This window comes from Providencia sp. JGM181, assembly GCF_018257375.1.
Taxonomy (GTDB): Bacteria; Pseudomonadota; Gammaproteobacteria; order Enterobacterales; family Enterobacteriaceae; genus Providencia; species Providencia lanzhouensis.
The window spans coordinates 1-15,731 of record NZ_JAERJY010000078.1; the positions used below are offsets into that span (position 1 = coordinate 1).

Consider the following 15,731-nt stretch of genomic DNA (forward strand, 5'->3'; position numbering starts at 1 on the left):
TCTATGGTGGTATTTCATTTTTTATTAGAGGAATACTCTAATACCCTTCTATTTGTAAGTGATAATTAGGATTATTCGTTGATTCATTAGGAAAGTTAGCCACAGCTTTCTTTGGCGAAGATTCTTATCCATTGTCCATTTCTATGACATTTTTTCATTGTTTTACAATGATTTTGTCCGCTCTATGCACCTCTTATCCACTCTCTGCAAAAATCTAATATGCATGATTAATCATGGATTGACCATTTATTAACAAATGGGATACAAGAAAGAAACACAAAAAAGATAACAACGTGCTGACGTTGACTGGTGAGGTTAAAATGGCTGAGCGCTCGTTTGTTCAAGAAGTTCAAAAATTACGGCAGGGTGAAGGCGAAGTCTTCAGCGGTGAAGGGATACTTGCCGTTACGAAAGCGTTACTCGAATCAGGGGTTTCCTATGTGGCAGGCTATCAAGGCGCTCCCATCTCCCATTTAATGGATGTGCTGGCAGATGCGCAGGATATCCTATCGGAATACGGTATTCGTTTCGAAAATAGCGCCAGTGAAGCCACTGCTGCCGCGACTCTGGCCGCATCGGTTAATTATCCTTTACGTGGTGCAGTGACATTCAAAGCAACCGTAGGTACTAACGTGGCTTCAGATGCATTAGCAAACTTAGCCTCTGGAGGTGTACTGGGTGGTGCGTTGATCATCGTCGGTGAAGATTACGGCGAAGGCTCCTCCATCATGCAGGAACGTAGCCACGCATTTGCCATGAAATCCCAAATGTGGCTACTCGACCCACGCCCTAATTTACCTTGCATCGTTCAAGCAGTTAAAGATGGTTTTGATCTTTCCGAAGCCAGTAATACCCCAGTTATGCTGCAAATGCGTATTCGCTCTTGCCATGTTCATGGGCAGTTCACATGCTCTGATAACCAATATCCAAAATTTACGGTCAAAGACGCGCTAGAGAACCCAACTCGCGACGTGAGCCGCATCGTGTTACCGCCAGCCAGTTTTTTACATGAAAAAGAAAAAATTGAGGCTCGCTGGCCTGCTGCCATCAAATTTATTCAAGAACGTGAACTCAACGAATTTTTTGCGGAAGATGCCGAAGATGTGGGGATCGCCTTACAAGGTGGTAACTACAACACGCTGATCCGCGCATTAAACCAAATTGGTCTAGCCGACGTTTTTGGTAATAGCAAAATCCCGTTGTATGTCATGAATGTGGCGTACCCGTTGATTGATGATGAATTTGAACGTTTTTGCCGCAATAAAAAAGCTATTTTAGTTTTAGAAGAAGGGCAACCGAATTTCGTTGAGCAAAACGTGGCGAATATTTTACGTCAACGCAGTATTGATGTGGCGCTACACGGTAAAGATATGCTGCCGATGGCGGGAGAATATAACACCGCAACGGTATTAGCAGGGCTGCGCTCATTCTTCGAACGTTATGGCAAAATTGAGCCACAAGTGAAAGCGGCTGCAAATCAGATTCGTATTCCAACTATTAATGTCGCGGCTGTCAAAGCCGATGATGACCTACCTGAATATGTGAATGCGGCGGAACCGACTCTGAATGAAACGGTGCATGCACGCCCACCTGGATTTTGTACGGGCTGCCCTGAACGTCCCATTTTTACTGCAATGAAGCTAATTGAGCGTGAACTGGGTGAACACCATGTGAGCGCGGATATTGGCTGCCATTTATTCTCTATTCTGCCGCCTTTTAACCTTGGTAACACCACGATGGGTTACGGACTTGGTGGCGCGGGTGCTGCTGCATTAAATGCCAAAGCGGGTAAACGAGCGATTTCTGTGATGGGCGATGGCGGTTTTTGGCACAACGGGTTAACCAGCGGTATTGCTAACAGCGTATTTAACCGTAGCGATAACTTAACCATTGTTGTTGATAACAGTTATACCTCTGCAACCGGTGGGCAAGATATTTTATCGTCAACGGCGCTAAATTCTACCCGCAGCACTGGGCATGAGATTGAAAAAGCAGTTAAAGGCGTTGGAGTTAATTGGGTAAAAACCATCAAACGTACCTACGATTTAAAAGCCATGACGAATACACTGCGTGAGGCACTGACGACGACAGAAAGCGGTCCTAAAGTGTTAATTGCGCAAAGCGAATGTATGTTGAACAAACAACGCCGCGAAAAGAAAAAAGTCCGTGAAGACGTTTCAGCAGGCAAGCGAGTTGTCCGTGAACGTTTTGGTGTCGATTCAGACACTTGCACGGGAGACCACTCTTGTATTCGTTTATCGGGTTGTCCATCGTTATCAATCAAACCTAACCCAGATCCTTTACGTACAGACCCTGTCGCGACAGTGATGGATAGTTGCGTAGGCTGTGGGCTGTGCGGTGAAGTCTCTCATGCCGCAGTGCTGTGCCCTTCATTCTTTAAAGCTCAGATTATTACCAACCCAAATGGCTGGGACAAATTGCGCCACCGTGTTCGCGGTTGGTTTATTGGCTTCTTGCAGCGTCGTGATGCACGCCGCCGTGAACAACTGAGTTTCTAGGGGGGCACATGGCTCAATCTTTAATGACTTCTCAACCGTTAATAACCTCTCAATCGCTAATGGCCTTACAGCCGATCAAAATCGCCATCCTTGCGATGGGCGGAGAAGGTGGTGGCGTTCTCGCTGACTGGATTGTCAATCTTGGCGAAGATAACGGTTATTTTGCGCAAACCACTTCTGTGCCAGGAGTGGCGCAGCGTACAGGGGCAACAATTTATTATGTTGAATTATTCCCTGGTGCTGATAACCCGCAGACCCCTTCACCTGTTTTAGCGTTAATGCCAATGCCCGGTGATGTGGATGTGGTGTTGGCTTCTGAGCTGATGGAGGCTGGGCGTGCAGTACAACGTGGTTTTGTGACCGCGGAGCGTACCACGCTGATTAGTTCGACCCATCGGGTTTATTCCGTCGCAGAAAAATCGGCAATGGGGGATGGGCGAGTGGATAGCCAAGCGTTGATCCGCCATGCGGGGCAAGCCGCCCGCCAGTTTGTGCATTTTGATATGGCACAAGCTGCGCAAGAGAGTGGCAGCGTAATCAGCGCCGTGTTGTTCGGTGCGCTGTTTGGTTCGGGGGTTCTGCCTTTTAGCCGTGAACAATTTGAAGAAACCATCGTTCGTGGTGGCGTTGGCGTGAAACCGAGTTTGCGAGCATTTGCATTGGGTACTGAAAAAGCAGCTCAGCCTGAAGAGGCTTATCAAGCAGAATCTGCAAAAGCGGTAGAAAAAACACCAAAAAACAAACATGTAGCAGCTCTCCTTTCTCGGATTGAAAGCCAGTTTCCTGACCATGTTCACTACCTTGCGACCGAAGGTGTTCGTCGGCTGGTTGATTATCAAGACCCTGCATATGCCGAAACGTACCTCAATCGACTACAAGGGCTGTTTGCGCAAAAAGGCGGTGATGACCCGCGTTTACAGCGTGCGTTAGTACGCCACTTAGCGCTATGGATGTCCTATGAAGACACCATTCGCGTTGCGGACTTAAAAATTCGTGATAGCCGTTTTGCCCGAGTACGCAGTGAAGTCCAAGCGAAAGATAACCAATTACTCGATATCAATGAATTTATGCATCCAAGAATCGAAGAGATTTGCGAAACGCTTCCCAAAAATTTAGGCAATTGGTTGATGAAACCACATTGGGTACACAAAGCCGTTCGCAAATTGACGCAAAGGGGACGAACAATTACTACCAGTTCCTTATGGGGATTCTTACAGTTATACGTGCTAGCTGCATGGCGCAGAGGGCGCCGCTCAACGCTGCGTTATCAGCTTGAAAATAATCGTATTGAAAAATGGCTAGCCACTGTGGCGCAAGCCGCAAGCAGTAACCCTGCTTTGGCAACCGAAATTGCGCAATGTCAGAGAGTGGTTAAGGGGTATAGCGACACCCATGCTCGTGGATTGCGCAATTTCCAAGTTTTGATGGAGATTGTTGAACGTCATGGTAGCCAGCTAGCACCGATAAATTTACGTGAATTACGTGAAGCGGCGCTGGCGGATGAACATGGTAATGAGTTGAAAAAATGCCGTCAGCGTTTGGCGATGGAATAAGGATAGCATCATGAGTTTACTGACATTTTCTCGAAACCATCGGATCAATTTTTCAGAATGTGATCCTGCTGGGATCGTGTTTTACCCACAATATTTCGTGATGTTTAACAATCTCATTGAGCGTTGGTTTGATGAATTACTCCCTGAAGGATTTGCAGGGTACATCCTCGATCAACGTTTTGGTTTGCCCACCGTGCATTTAGAGGCGGATTTTAAAGCGATTAGCCGTATGGGGGATGATGTTCAGCTTGAGCTGCATGTCGAACGCATTGGCGGTAAATCACTGACTTTACGTCAACGCTGTACCAGCCTTGATGGCGAGTTGCGCATGGAAGTGACGCAAACCTATGTCACTACATCATTGATTACGCATCAGGCTATTCCTATCCCTGAAGCACTGTATATCGCCTTAACCCAGCAGCAACCGGTGTAATGGCACAACGTAATAAAGGAGAAACTCCATGAATATCGTTTGTATCGGCGGCGGTCCCGCTGGGCTTTATTTCGGGTTGCTGATGAAACTGCAAAACCCAAGCAACCGTGTGGTGGTCGTTGAACGTAACCGCCCTTATGACACCTTCGGTTGGGGCGTGGTATTTTCGGATGCCACATTAAGTAATTTGCGCAAAGCAGATCCAGTCTCAGCAGAAACGATCAGTGCTGAATTTAGCCATTGGGATGATATCGACATTCATTTTAAAGGCAGCTGTAACCGTAGTGGCGGGCATGGCTTCATTGGTATTGGGCGTAAAAAGCTCCTCAATATCTTGCAAGATCGCTGCCTTGAAGTGGGGGTGGAATTGGTATTTGAAACCCAAGTGGCGGATGACCAAGAAATTGCACGCCAATATGATGCGGATCTAGTGATTGCGTCGGACGGGATCAATAGCGCAGTACGTACTCGCTATGAAAATATCTTCAAACCCGATATCGACCAACGCCGTTGCCGTTTTGTTTGGCTAGGTACGAAAAAGATTTTCGACGCATTTACCTTCTTGTTCGCAGAAAATGAACACGGTTGGTTCCAAGTTCACGCGTATCAATTCCAAGAAGGGTTATCCACATTTATCGTAGAAACCACGGAAGAGACTTGGTTGAAAGCAGGTATCGACCAAATGTCTCAGGAAGATGGGATTGCTTACTGTGAAAAGTTATTTGCCCCATGGCTGGATGGTGAAAAACTGATTGCCAATGCAGCACACTTACGTGGTGCCGCGATTTGGATTCGTTTCCCTCGCGTGATTTGTGATAACTGGGTGCACTGGACACAACCAACAAGCCGCAAGGAAGTTCCTGTGGTGCTGATGGGGGATGCCGCTCATACCGCCCACTTCTCTATTGGTTCAGGAACTAAATTGGCTCTAGAAGATGCGATTGAGCTGTGCGAAAGCTTGAAAGCGACTCAAGGAGATTTGCGCAAAGGACTTGAGCACTACCAAAAAGTTCGCAGTGTCGAAGTGCTAAAAATCCAGAATGCGGCGCGTAACTCAACCGAGTGGTTTGAAAATGTGCAGCGCTATGAAAACCTCGATCCTGAGCAGTTTGCTTACTCTTTATTAACTCGTTCTCAGCGCATTTCTCATGAAAATTTACGTGTGCGTGATGGTAACTGGTTAACTCACTATGAAAACTGGTTTGCCGAAAAATCGGGTTTACCAGCGCAGGTGGCTAATCAAAAAGTCGCCCCGATGTTGACGCCATTTCGCTTGCGTAATGTGGAATTGAAAAACCGTGTGATAGCGTCTCCAACGCTGCTGTATTGCGCAACGGATGGGTTAGTCAGTGATTTTCATCTGGTACATATTGGTAGCCGCGCATTAGGCGGTGCTAGCCTGATTATGACGGAAATGACGGCGATTTCTCCTGAAGCACGAGTCACGACAGGCTGCCCGGGAATTTGGAATGATGTGCAAGTGGCGGCATGGAAAAATGTGACGCAATTTGTGCATCAAAAAACGGATGCAAAAATTGGCATTCAATTGGGGCATGCAGGGCGTCGTGGTTCAACACAGCGCGGCTGGGAGCAAGAAAACCACCCAATGAAACAAGGTAACTGGCCATTAGTTTCCGCATCACCATTACCGTATTTACCTTCAATTTCACAGACACCCACTGAGCTAACTGAAGCCCAAATGGCGACGATTATCGACCAGTTTGTGGCGGCAGCAAAACGCGCAGATCAAGCCGGTTTTGATTGGTTAGAGTTGCAAGCGGGACATGGTTATCTGCTATCGAGCTTTATTTCTCCGTTAACTAACCAGCGTACAGATGGGTTTGGTGGGTCTTTAGAAAATCGTCTGCGTTTCCCGCTAGCGGTAGTGAGCGCGGTCAGAAAAGTATGGTCTGAGGATAAGCCACTGTCTGTGCGTATCTCTGCGACAGATTGGGTTGACGGCGGCACAACAGTCGATGAGGCGGTATTAATTGGGCAGGCACTTCATCAAGCGGGCGCAGATATTATCGACTGCTCATCGGGTGAAGTTTCTCCTCTTCAGCAGCCAGTTTATGGGCGTATGTATCAAACCCCAATGGCGGATCGTATTCGCAATGAAGGATCGGTTCCGGTCATTGCCGTTGGTGCGATCACTGATGCGGATCAAGTGAATAGCATTATCGCATCAGGGCGTGCGGATCTTTGTGCGCTCTCTCGACCACTTCTTGCCGACCCTGCTTGGTTACTCCATGAGTGTGCTCGCTTTGGGTGGAATTCAGTCACATGGCCAGCACCTTATGAGTATGGTCGCCAACAATTAATCCAACAATCGAAAAGCCGTTAATGGCGTAAATGCGAGAGGGGGAAACACCATGACGATTCAGTCCCATGACCAATACAGAGAAAATGTCGCAGGACGCGCAGATGTGGAAGATACACCAGAATTGTTGGCGTATTACAAACAGTTAGATGAACTCAAAACGGGCGCATTGTGGACGGTTGCCAACAAAATTGAGCCGTGGCAGCCAAAATCTCAATCTGTGCCTGTGTTATGGCGTTACCAAGATTTACGTGAGCATGTTTTGCGTTCGGTGGATTTGGTGACTCCGGAAAAAGCAGGTCGCCGTGTTATCTACTTAAACAACCCTGGTCGTCAAGATGTGGCAGCGGCAGTGGGTTGGTTGTATTCCGGTTTACAGGTGATGCATCCGGGAGAAGCCGCTTCGGCTCACGCACATTCATCATCAGCATTGCGTTTCATCATGGAAGGGCGCGGCGCCTACACCATTGTGGAAGGGCAAAAAATGATTTTAGAAGCTAATGATTTTGTGCTGACACCAAATGGTACTTGGCATGAACATGGTGTGGAAGAAGGTGGATTACCGTGTATTTGGCAAGATGGTTTAGATATTCCATTAGTCAATGCAATGGAAGCGGGTTTCTACAAAGTTCACCCCGATTTGCATCAAGCACAAACTCGTCCAATTGATTATCCCGTTGGCATGTGGGGAGCGACTGCGTTACGTCCGCACCATGTGGGATGGGATAAGCCCTATTCGCCATTATTCAAATACCAGTGGGGACCCACTTATGAAGCGCTGCAACGCGCCGCAAAAGTAGCGGATGGCTCAGTATTTGATGATGTATTAATGAATTACACCAACCCATTAACCGGCGGGCCAGTGATGCCAACGATTGGGGCTAGTATGCAGTTATTACGCCCTGGATTTGTCGGCAAAGCTCATCGTCATACGGGCAGTTTTATCTACCAAGTGGCGAAAGGTAAAGGGTATTCGATTATTAATGGGCAGCGCTTTGACTGGCAAGAGCGAGATATTTTTTGTGTACCATCATGGATGTTCCACGAACATGTGAATACATCCCAGAGCGAAGACGCGTGTCTGTTCTGTTTTAACGACTTGCCAGTGATGCACTCCCTTGGCCTCTATTATGAAGAGGCGCTTGTGGACAATGACGGGCACCAAAAAGTGATTAGCTAACTATTTATTTTTTATAACTTTTTATTCCGATTACTTATTTTAATTGTTTACGTGAAGATTTTAGTTAGGTCTGAGACCTGACTCAAGGAGAAAAATTATGCGTCTTATTACTTACCGTTCAGATGTTACCGCAGCAGCACGTTTAGGGGCGATTGTTAACGAGCAAGTCGTGGATTTAGCAAGATTAGCGGAACAGAATGGTCAATATCTCCCTGATAATATGTTGGATTTTATTGATTTAGGTCCACAAGGGATCCGTGCAGGTACTGAATTATTAAACGCACATAAAGGGCAATTTCCTGCGGGAACTGCATGGCCAGTACAAAACGTAAAAATTTTAGCGCCAATTCCGCGCCCAAGAAAAAATATCTTTGGGATTGGCTTGAACTATGTTGAACACGTTGCGGAATCTAGCCGTACTCTGGATACCTCTAAAGATCTACCAAAAGAGCCGGTTATCTTTTCTAAGCCGCCAACAACGGTGATTGGACCGGGTGATGCGATTGAACATAACAGCCAAATTACTCAGCAATTAGATTGGGAAGTGGAGTTGGCGGTGATCATGGGGACGCGTGCTAAAGGGGTTTCTGAAGCAGATGCCCTGAACTATGTGTTCGGTTATAGCTTAATGATTGATATGAGTGCACGTGATTGTCGCCGTGCAGGTCAATGGATTTACTCTAAAGGGCAGGATACCTACGCCCCATTCGGTCCTTGTATTGTGACTGCCGATGAAATTCCTGATCCTCACTCACTAAACCTGAGTTTGAAAGTTAACGGTGTAACCAAGCAAGACTCCAATACTCGCCATATGCTGTTCAATGTGAATGCGTTGATTGCTGATATCAGCAAAGGCATTACGTTGGAACCGGGGGATATTATCGCAACGGGCACACCTGAAGGGGTTGGTGCGGGTCGTTCCCCACAAGAGTGGGTATGGCCGGGTGATGTAATTGAAGCGTATGTCGAAAAAATCGGTGAGTTACGCCACCCAGTGGTTGCGGTATAACTCAAGGGAGATACTAACATGTTGAATCTACCTCAATTTAAGGCAGCGGCTGTACAGGCCGCCCCTGTATTCCTCGATACCGATGCTACCGTTGATAAAGTGTGTCGGTTGATTGAAGAAGCCGCGGACAATGGTGCCAAATTAGTGGCATTTCCTGAAGTGTTTGTCTCTGGCTACCCGTATTGGAGTTGGGTAATGAACCCGATTGATGGCAGCCCTTGGTTTGAAAAACTGTGCAAATCTGCCATTGAAGTCCCTGGACCTGAAATTAAACGAATCGCCCAAGCTGCAGCTCGTCACCATATCAACGTGGTTGTGGGGGTGAATGAGCGCAATCCGAACGGAATTGCCACGTTATACAACACGTTAGTGACGATTTCTGATGATGGTAAAATTTTAGGACGTCACCGTAAATTAGTCCCAACGTGGGCGGAAAAATTGACGTGGGCAAATGGGGATGCCTCCTCGCTGAAAGTTCACCAAACCAGCATTGGTCCTTTAGGGGCGTTGGCATGTGGCGAAAACACCAATACATTGGCACGTTTCTCGCTATTGGCTCAAGGTGAGTTGGTTCATATTGCCAGTTATATTGCACTGCCAGTGGCACCAAAAGACTATGACATGGCAGATGCGATTCGTTTACGTGCTTCTGCTCATTGCTTTGAAGGCAAAGTATTTACCATCATTTCTTGTTCGACAGTCTCTGAAGAAATCGTTGAAGCCATGGCGGAGTCGCATCCCGAATCCCGTGAGTTGCTTGCGCGTCCAAATAGCGCATTTTCCGGCATTATTGGTCCTGATGGACGAGTAATTGGGGAACCATTGATTGATAAAGAAGGCATTGTTTACGCTGAAATTGATTTGAATCGCTGCATTCAACCACGCCAAATGCATGATATTACAGGGCACTATAATCGCTTTGATATTTTTGACTTACAGGTTAATCGTCGCCCATTAACGGCAGCTCGTTTCCATCATGGTGGGCAAGATGTCGATGAACTTAATCAGTTTGCTGAATCGGATGACTCTTCAGTGGAGAAAGGACTATGAGCTTAGCGCGTACGTTTCGTATTGGGCAGATTGTGCCTTCATCTAATACCACCATGGAAACTGAAATTCCGGCTATATTACGCGCCCGTGAAGCGATGTTTGCAGAGCGTTTCACATTCCACTCTAGCCGTATGCGTATGCAGAAAGTGACTAAGGATGAGCTTGCCAAAATGGACTCAGACAGTGACCGCTGTGCTATTGAACTGTCAGACGCCGATGTCGATGTATTAGGGTATGCCTGCTTGGTTGCCATTATGAGCATGGGGAAGGGGTATCACCGAGTTTCGCAAAAACGCCTCCATCAATGCACCATAGATAATGGGCATCCAGCGCCGGTTGTCACTAGTGCAGGGGCATTAGTCGAAGGGCTACATGCCATTGGCGCGAAAAAAGTGTCGATTTTGACGCCGTATATGAAGCCATTAACGCAAATGGTTATCGACTATATTGAACATGAAGGCATTGAAGTGGTTGATAGCATTTCATTGGAGATCCCCGATAACCTCGAGGTGGGGAGACAAAACCCATTAGCACCAGTGGAAATCACCAAAAAGCTAAATACCAATGTGGATGCGATTGTAGCATCAGCTTGTGTGCAAATGCCGTCATTACCGTCGATTCAACTTATCGAAGATAGAGTGGGCTTACCAGTATTGTCTTCGTCTGTGGCAACAACCTACATGATGCTAAAAAAATTGGGACTTGATACGCGAGTGGATGGTTTTGGCTCACTACTTAGCGGAAGATTTTAGTTAAATTATGTTAAGAGTTCGATTTCCTTCTGCTACTCTGCTAGCTTCTAATGTCATAAAACCAGAAGCAAGAAAAGAGGAATTGATGCCTGAATCGAAAGTCTTCGTTGATAATTACCTGCCTGCTCTTTTGGGGCAGGCATGGATGCTAGTTTCATCTGAATTTCATGCGGTTGTAGAAGCCAATGGGCTATCGGTGTTGGAGTGGCGAGTGCTTTCTACATTGGCCAATAATGGTTCGATGGGGATCACTGAGCTGTCGCAAAAAACAGTCAGCAAGCAACCAACAATCACGCGGGTATTACAACGATTGGAACAGCAAGGGCATGTCATCCGTCACAATAACCATACAGGAAGTGACCGCCGTGTGACTTTAGTGAGTGTGACTTCTAGTGGTGTCGAGCTGGTCGAAGGGTTATTGATTGCAGCGGAAGAGCATGAAAGGCAGGTTTTAGCGCCTCTTGGTGTTCGCAAAAGCAAAATGCTCAAGCAGGTTTTACAAGAATTAATTGATAGACATAGCCCAGAAATCAAATAGATAAGTTGCATTAAAATACTCGGAATTATCCGTTTTTGATGAGTGATAAGGGTTTATACCAGAAGAACAGATTAAATCCTTATAAAACACGAGTATATTGAATGGATATGTAATGTATTGGAAATTAAGTAATATCCTGTAACACAATGATTGCTATCGTAGTTTTTGATTTATTTTGTTTTTTTATTTGGTAATAAATTGATGCTTTACATTGATTTGATTTATCTATTTACTGCAATGCAGATAACTAAGATAAACCATTATGGAGCACTCAATGTCAGTAGTGACACTTGTACTCGTTTTTTTACTTGCAGTCATCGTGAGCGTATTTGTTTCTCGATTACTTAAAGACATCATTCCATTGCCAATTATCCAGATAGCGTTAGGGGCTGCCTTATCGTTCTACGGATTTACAGTGGAATTCGAACCACATCTTTTTCTCTTTTTATTTATTCCTCCATTGCTATTTCTTGATGGATGGCGAATTCCAAAAGAAGCCTTATTCCAAGAAATTAAGCCAATTATGTCATTGGCGATTGGCTTAGTGGTCGTCACCGTTATTGGGATGGGGTTCTTTATCCATTGGCTGATCCCAACGATTTCACTGGCGGTTGCCTTTGCACTGGCAGCTATCCTTTCCCCAACTGACCCTGTGTCGGTATCTGCAATGACAGTGAATTCGCCACTACCATCGCGTATGGCGCACATTCTTGAAGGGGAATCTCTACTCAATGATGCGACGGGCTTAGTATGCTTTAGCTTTGCGGTTGTGGCTGCGCTGACAGGGGAATTCTCTCTGACATCTGCTGCGGGGCAATTTGTGCTGGTGGCACTGGGTGGGATAGTGATTGGTTTATTAGTCGCATGGGCAATTGGCTGGTTAAACCAATTCTTAGTCAAGCGCACAGGTGAAGAGCCGGCTATCCAAATTATGATCAGCCTGTTAATGCCTTTTACTGCGTATCTGCTGGCTGAACATTTACATGTTTCCGGGATCCTTGCTGCCGTTGTTGCGGGTATTGCGATGCACTACGAAAAAATCGCAGGGCGCATGCAAGCGGCGACTCGAATGCAAAGTAAGGCAGTTTGGGACACGGTACAAACAGGTTTGAACGGCATGATCTTTATTCTACTGGGTGAGCAGCTACCAGGGATGTGGACCAATTTGCCTCAGGTGGCCGAAGCTGCAGGTGCTAGCCATCCTTGGATGCTGTTTGTGTATGTTGCCGTTATCACCATTGCATTAGGTGCACTGCGTTTTGCTTGGGTATGGATATCAATGACCCTGACAGTTTTCCACAATCGTCGTCGTGGAAAGCAAGCGGATGAAGTACGTATTCGCATGATGGCGGTGATGGCAACGGCGGGAGTTCGCGGGGCAATTACGTTAGCCGGTATTTTAACGTTGCCATTCTTAATGCCCGATGGATCATTATTCCCTAACCGTGATGTGGCTATCTTCCTCGCGATGGGGGTGATCCTGTGTTCGCTGTTAATTGCCAGCATCGCCTTGCCGATTTTAACCAAAGGTTTAGTGCAAGATTTACCTTATGATAACGATGAAATTCGCGCTCGTCTGGCACTCAATGAAGCAGCAATGGCACATATTCGTGAGCTGATGAACCACCCTTCTGATGATATGGATGAAATTGCGATGCGTACCGAAGTGGGTGCTCAGCTGTTAGAAATTTATGGTCGTCGTTTAGATAATACGGATGAAACAGAGTCAGATGTGTTTGATTTACATCGGATGATCGAGATGGAACGTTCGATGTCAGATTCGGCTCTGAAGGCGAAGCGGGAAGCGTTATATCAAATGCGTAAAGGGAAAAATATCAATGAGCGAGTGTACCATCGCTTACGTGATGAGCTTGATTTAAAAGAAGAAACATTAAATCACCATAAGAGTTCAAAACACTAGTTTCTAATTTACGACTAAAGGGCTTAAGGTAACTTAAGCCCTTTTTATATACTCATTGAAAAAAATTTTATTGCTGATAATGTAATCTCTAATTATATTCAGGAAAAAATTATGTCACAGCATGTAGCTCACCTCATTATTATGATGACCATCACTTAACTGGTGGGAGTTTGCTACATCCTCAACCCGCCAGATAAGGCGGGTTTTTTGTCCTTGTCTGGTTAGTATTCAACAAGGAGCCCTCTATGAATCTTTTCGACAATACTCAAAAACACACGCAAGAACTTGAAGCCCTAATTGCCAGCGCAGATCGCGCCATCACAGAAGAAAATTTCAGCTATTTAATGGATTTTTATTCTGAGAATGGTTCGTTAGTGGTGAAAGACGGTTTACATGTCCATGGAAAAGAGAATCTAAAGAAAGCATTTTCTGCTATCGCTGAGTTTTTTAATCACAGCCTGCAAGTGTCTCAAGGTACGGTAAAAGTTATTTTTGGCGAAGATTGCGCCTTAGTCTTAGCTGAAACCATTTTGAGTGCGAAAATGCAAGATGGTACGCCGTTTAATACTGTGAGAGATGCCACCTACGTATTTAAATTCATCGACGGTAAGTGGCTATGTGTGATTGATAATTCTTATGGAACTTCATTGCTGAAATCCTAAGGAAAGCTTTGTCTCATTTACCCGCGTGTGCCATGAAAAAATAGCGATATTCAGTTTACGTAATAAATGGTTTTTTATTGTAATTATTCAGTTTTACTGTTGTCTCTGGAGTTAAGTCTAAGGTTTATACTCGGGACAAGAATAACAGTGGAGGATATTTATTATGTCAATTTTCAGCTGGTTATTTAACCTCGGCAGAAATCGCTATAACTCGAAACGCGATAACCAATATCGGGGTCATTCAGGGCATGGCAGCAGTTCCAAGCATGGTTCTCGAGGTAAGCATGGCGGGAGTTATCAGCACAATGATGGTCGAGGCGAAGACAACTATTTTTCACACGGACAAAACATCCAAAAAGTAAGATGCCGACAATGCAAAAATGCCGTAGACCCAAATGCCAATTTTTGCGGTGAATGTGGAGCATCAATTTAAGGAAATAGAAAAGGTATTTTTGATTCAGGAGGAAGCATGGCGGAATCGTTTTTTTCTCATAAAAATCATTACCAGCTCTACGTTAAGAATTTCATTGCATCACCGTCTTCAATGGGAACGGTATTCCCATCATCTCGTTGGTTATGCAATACCATGATTGACAATATTGACTGGGCTCAATGTCATCAAATTGCAGAGATTGGTGCGGGTAACGGCGTCATGACTCGCTATATTGTGAACAAAATTACGACGCAAACACGTTTAGATCTCTATGAAATTAATCGTGATTTTATCGATATTTTAAATCAGATTGATGACCCGAGAGTGGCAGTTAATCCATGTTCAGCAGAATATTTATTGGGTGATTATGATTTGATTATTTCAGGAATTCCTTTTCTGTCCCTGAATAAAAAAACCAGTATGCGAATATTAAAACAGGTGCGTCAGAGCCTATTAAAGAATCAGGGTAAATTGGTGTTATTTCAGTATACCCAAGGTTGTGAACCGCTATTTTCGCGTTATTTTTCATTCACAAAAGAACGTGTGTATCGCAATTTTCCACCTGCATGGGTGTATAGCTGTGTCCCCAAATAATGAATCTTAGGCCGGTGTGATAGAAACTGGCCTAAGACTTTTTACGTTATTTAGGGCGATGCATTTCGAGTTTTTGTTGCTCTTCAATCCAATAATAATCCGCAGGTCCGCCTGCTCGCATCAAAGGTTTTTGGCGAGCACTGTTATATAAGCCTTGCTCTAAGGTAGCTTCATCGATATGCACCATTACCACTTCTCCCATGACCATCCACGTATCCAATAGGCTACCGTCAGCGCGTTTTAATTGCTGATATTCAGTGACTACACACTCCATGGAAACAGGCGTTTGGGCGATGCGCGGAGGCGTAATCAATGTGGACGGTAAAGTGGAAAGCCCAGTAAGGTCAAACTCACTTTCTCCACGAGGTAACATTGCACTGCTTGAATTGACCTGCTGCCCAAGCTCAAGAGTTGCAAGATTATAAACGAACTCACCTGTTTCGATTGCATTGGTGACGGAATCTTTTTTCCCAACGCTCGAGAAGACCAAAATGGGCGGTGAATAATTAAAGATATTGAAGAAGCTATAGGGCGCAAGATTGGTGTTACCTTGCTTATCGCATGTGGAGATCCAGCCAATAGGGCGTGGACCAATTAATGAGGGTATCGGATCATGGGGAAGCCCATGACCTTGTTGCGGTTGGTAGCTGTAAAACTGAGTTGTCATTATTGGCTCCTTTTTTTGTTATCCTAACGGATTAATTTATTCTAGTTAATATTAGAAAATGAAAAGTGCACGATATGCATAGTTTAAGCATGATATGGAT

General features: G+C 45.3%; 14 protein-coding genes. 13 read left to right on the forward strand and 1 reads right to left on the reverse strand.

Annotation, left to right across the window (positions count from 1 at the left end; genetic code table 11):
* The first annotated feature begins 320 nt into the window (after positions 1-320).
* The 13 genes from JK188_RS11045 to JK188_RS11105 all read left to right on the forward strand — a co-directional run bounded on the left by JK188_RS11045 (position 321) and on the right by JK188_RS11105 (position 14,964).
* Entirely contained in the window at positions 321-2,519 is a 2,199-nt protein-coding gene (locus JK188_RS11045) for a thiamine pyrophosphate-dependent enzyme (protein WP_211887927.1), read from the forward strand.
* A gap of 8 nt (positions 2,520-2,527) precedes the next feature.
* Entirely contained in the window at positions 2,528-4,072 is a 1,545-nt protein-coding gene (locus JK188_RS11050) for an indolepyruvate oxidoreductase subunit beta family protein (protein ID WP_249215542.1), read from the forward strand.
* Positions 4,073-4,082: 10 nt separating this feature from the next.
* Complete coding sequence (locus tag JK188_RS11055) at positions 4,083-4,505, forward strand: acyl-CoA thioesterase (protein ID WP_132497110.1); 423 nt, start codon at positions 4,083-4,085, stop codon at positions 4,503-4,505.
* 28 nt (positions 4,506-4,533) lie between these two features.
* Positions 4,534-6,849, forward strand: coding sequence for a bifunctional salicylyl-CoA 5-hydroxylase/oxidoreductase (locus JK188_RS11060; RefSeq protein ID WP_211887879.1), 2,316 nt, complete (start codon positions 4,534-4,536; stop codon positions 6,847-6,849).
* Between the two features lie 28 nt (positions 6,850-6,877).
* Positions 6,878-8,005 carry a cupin domain-containing protein gene (locus JK188_RS11065; protein ID WP_211887878.1) on the forward strand — a complete coding sequence of 376 codons (1,128 nt, stop codon included), beginning with the start codon at positions 6,878-6,880 and terminating at the stop codon, positions 8,003-8,005.
* A 97-nt stretch (positions 8,006-8,102) separates the two neighbouring features.
* Complete coding sequence (locus tag JK188_RS11070) at positions 8,103-9,014, forward strand: fumarylacetoacetate hydrolase family protein (RefSeq protein WP_211887877.1); 912 nt, start codon at positions 8,103-8,105, stop codon at positions 9,012-9,014.
* 18 nt (positions 9,015-9,032) lie between these two features.
* The gene (locus tag JK188_RS11075) at positions 9,033-10,064 is read left to right on the forward strand and encodes a carbon-nitrogen hydrolase family protein (protein WP_211887876.1); all 1,032 of its coding nucleotides are present in this window, start codon (positions 9,033-9,035) and stop codon (positions 10,062-10,064) included.
* Entirely contained in the window at positions 10,061-10,816 is a 756-nt protein-coding gene (locus tag JK188_RS11080; RefSeq protein ID WP_282560735.1) for a maleate cis-trans isomerase family protein, read from the forward strand. The genes JK188_RS11075 and JK188_RS11080 overlap by 4 nt, the downstream gene beginning before the upstream one ends.
* Positions 10,817-10,901: 85 nt before the next feature.
* Entirely contained in the window at positions 10,902-11,354 is a 453-nt protein-coding gene (locus tag JK188_RS11085; protein WP_036955244.1) for a MarR family winged helix-turn-helix transcriptional regulator, read from the forward strand.
* 274 nt (positions 11,355-11,628) lie between these two features.
* Entirely contained in the window at positions 11,629-13,275 is a 1,647-nt protein-coding gene (locus tag JK188_RS11090; RefSeq protein WP_211887875.1) for a Na+/H+ antiporter, read from the forward strand.
* A gap of 245 nt (positions 13,276-13,520) precedes the next feature.
* The gene (locus tag JK188_RS11095; RefSeq protein WP_211887874.1) at positions 13,521-13,937 is read left to right on the forward strand and encodes a YybH family protein; all 417 of its coding nucleotides are present in this window, start codon (positions 13,521-13,523) and stop codon (positions 13,935-13,937) included.
* A 163-nt stretch (positions 13,938-14,100) separates the two neighbouring features.
* Positions 14,101-14,370, forward strand: a complete 270-nt coding sequence (locus JK188_RS11100) for a zinc ribbon domain-containing protein (protein WP_211887873.1) — start codon at positions 14,101-14,103, stop codon at positions 14,368-14,370.
* Positions 14,371-14,406: 36 nt separating this feature from the next.
* Positions 14,407-14,964 (forward strand): class I SAM-dependent methyltransferase, encoded by a 558-nt coding sequence (locus JK188_RS11105; protein WP_211887872.1) that lies wholly within the window; start codon positions 14,407-14,409, stop codon positions 14,962-14,964.
* Between the two features lie 46 nt (positions 14,965-15,010).
* Here the strand turns inward: JK188_RS11105 and JK188_RS11110 are convergent, their stop codons facing one another.
* Complete coding sequence (locus JK188_RS11110) at positions 15,011-15,631, reverse strand: flavin reductase family protein (protein ID WP_211887871.1); 621 nt, start codon at positions 15,629-15,631, stop codon at positions 15,011-15,013.
* Positions 15,632-15,731 lie beyond the last annotated feature (100 nt).